Here is a 2,033-nt window from a genome sequence, read left to right as displayed (position 1 = left end):
GCGGGCGGGTCATCCGGCGGGCGCGACGACCACGTCGACGCCGGCGGCCGCGAACTCGGCCAGCGCCTCGGTCGTGGCGGTGGCGTCGGTCACGAGCGTCCAGCCCTCGGGCAGCGCCGCGCGGGCGTGGAACGTCGCGCGACCGAGCTTCGACCCGTCCGCCAGCACGTAGACGCGCTCGGACTGCCGGCACATGAGCTCTTTCAGCCGGGTCTGCACGAGGTCGGCCTCGACCACGTGGCCCGAGGCGAGCACGCCGTCGGCGCCGAGGAACACCCGGTCGAAGGTCAGGCGCTCGAGCGCGGCCTCGGCCAGCGGCCCGACGAAGCCCTGGCTGGCCGGGCGCAGCGTGCCGCCGAGGCACTCGAGGTGGATGCCGTCCGAGTCGGCGAGCTGTCGGATCACGGCGATCGAGGTGGTGGCGACGGTCGCGACGAGACCCGAGCGCGCCTCCCGGGCGAGGGCCGCGACCGACGAACCGGCGTCGAACAGCAGCGTCTCGCCGTCGTGGACCAGCGTGCGGGCGTGCCGCGCGATCTCGGCCTTGGCCACCCCGGCCTCGAGGTTGCGCTGACGGAAGGTCGGCTCGGCACCGGGGGCGCCGAGCGGCATGGCCCCGCCGTAGGTGCGGGCGATCTCGCCGCGCCGGGTGAGTTCGGCGAGGTCGCGGCGGATGGTCGACGGGGTCACCTCGAAGCGACGACTCAGCTCGTCGACGCTCGCGAGGCCGGTGGTGTGGGCCAGGTCGACGATGTCGCGGCGTCGCTCGCGTGCCGTGGTGCTCATGCGGTGGTGCTCATGCGATGGCCGTCCTGATCGGTGGGGCGGGCGGCGTCACGCCGACGACGCACCGACCCGGGCGGCGTCGGCCGGGCTGGGCGACATCTCGACCGCCTGGCGCAACGCCTCGATCATGCTACCGACGGCCACGACCCCGGTGCCGGCGATGTCGAACGCGGTGCCGTGGTCGACCGAGGTGCGGATCACGGGCAGTCCGACGGTGATGTTGACCCCCGCCTCGATGCCGAGCACCTTCACCGGGCCGTGGCCCTGGTCGTGGTACATCGCCACGATGAGGTCGTAGTCGCCGCGGCCGCCGAGGAAGAACGCGGTGTCGGCCGGCAGCGGCCCGACGGCGCGGATGCCGTCGGCCTGGAGCACCTCGAGGGCCGGGGTGATCTTCTCGGCCTCCTCGCCGTAGCCGAAGAGCCCGTTCTCGCCGGCGTGCGGGTTGATCGCGCAGACGCCGATCCTGGGGTCGTCGACGCCGGCCCGGCGCAGCGCCTCCCAGCCACGGCGCACGGTGCGCTCGACGAGGCCGGGCTCGATCTTCGCGATGGCGTCGATCAACCCGATGTGGGTCGTCACGTGGATCACCTTGATCTTGGGCGTCGAGAGCATCATCGACACCTCGCCGACGCCCATGAAGTGCGCCAGCAGCTCGGTGTGGCCCGGGAACACGTGGCCGGCCTCGTGCAGCGCCGCCTTGTTCAGCGGTGCGGTGCAGATGCCCTGCACGAGACCGGCCATGCCGAGCTCGCACGCGATGCGGATGTACTCGTACGCCGCGTGCCCGGCCTCGGCCGAGACGGCACCCCAGGGCAGGTCGGCCGAGAGCAGGTGCGGGTCGACGACGTTGATGCGGCCGGGGGTGAAGACGGCGTCGGCGGGCCCGTCGACCTCGACGATCTCGGTGTCGACCCCGAGCGCGGCGGCGCCGAGCCGCAGGCGGTGGGCGTCCCCGACGACGACCGGTCTCGCGTCGCGGTAGGCGGCCTCGTCGAGCAGTGCGCCGACGGTGACCTCGGGTCCGACGCCGGCGCCGTCGCCCATGGTGACGGCGATGAACGGCCGCGTGTCGGGGGTCGTCGTGGTCATGGGGTTCTCCGTTTCGTGGGGGCGCCGGACGCTGCCGACGCGGTGAGGACGTGGGGGTCGGCGCCGGCGCGCGTGCGGCGCACCAGGTCGACGAGGTCGGCGAGCACGGTCGGGCCGCCGAAGCTGCCGGGCTTCGTGGCGACGAGCCGGCCGTC

2 protein-coding genes are annotated in these 2,033 nt (G+C 73.9%); both read right to left on the bottom strand.

Features of this window, described 5'->3' with window-relative positions; all coding sequences use genetic code 11:
- Positions 1–9: 9 nt before the first annotated feature.
- Complete coding sequence (locus IFT36_RS15900; protein ID WP_200413650.1) at positions 10–786, bottom strand: DeoR/GlpR family DNA-binding transcription regulator; 777 nt, start codon at positions 784–786, stop codon at positions 10–12.
- Positions 787–834: 48 nt separating this feature from the next.
- A complete protein-coding gene (gene pdxA, locus IFT36_RS15895; RefSeq protein WP_200413649.1) occupies positions 835–1,878 on the bottom strand; it encodes a 4-hydroxythreonine-4-phosphate dehydrogenase PdxA in 1,044 nt (347 codons plus the stop codon).
- Positions 1,879–2,033 lie beyond the last annotated feature (155 nt).

Source organism: Frigoribacterium sp. CFBP 13605 (genome assembly GCF_014839405.1).
In the GTDB taxonomy this organism is placed as follows: Bacteria; Actinomycetota; Actinomycetes; order Actinomycetales; family Microbacteriaceae; genus Frigoribacterium.
This window is presented reverse-complemented; position numbering and strand designations above follow the sequence as displayed.

Coding starts and splice junctions, on each gene's coding strand:
- IFT36_RS15900 (WP_200413650.1), bottom strand. CDS start 786: ATGAGCACCACGGCACGCGAGCGACGCCGCGACATCGTCGACCTGGCC.
- pdxA (WP_200413649.1), bottom strand. CDS start 1,878: ATGACCACGACGACCCCCGACACGCGGCCGTTCATCGCCGTCACCATG.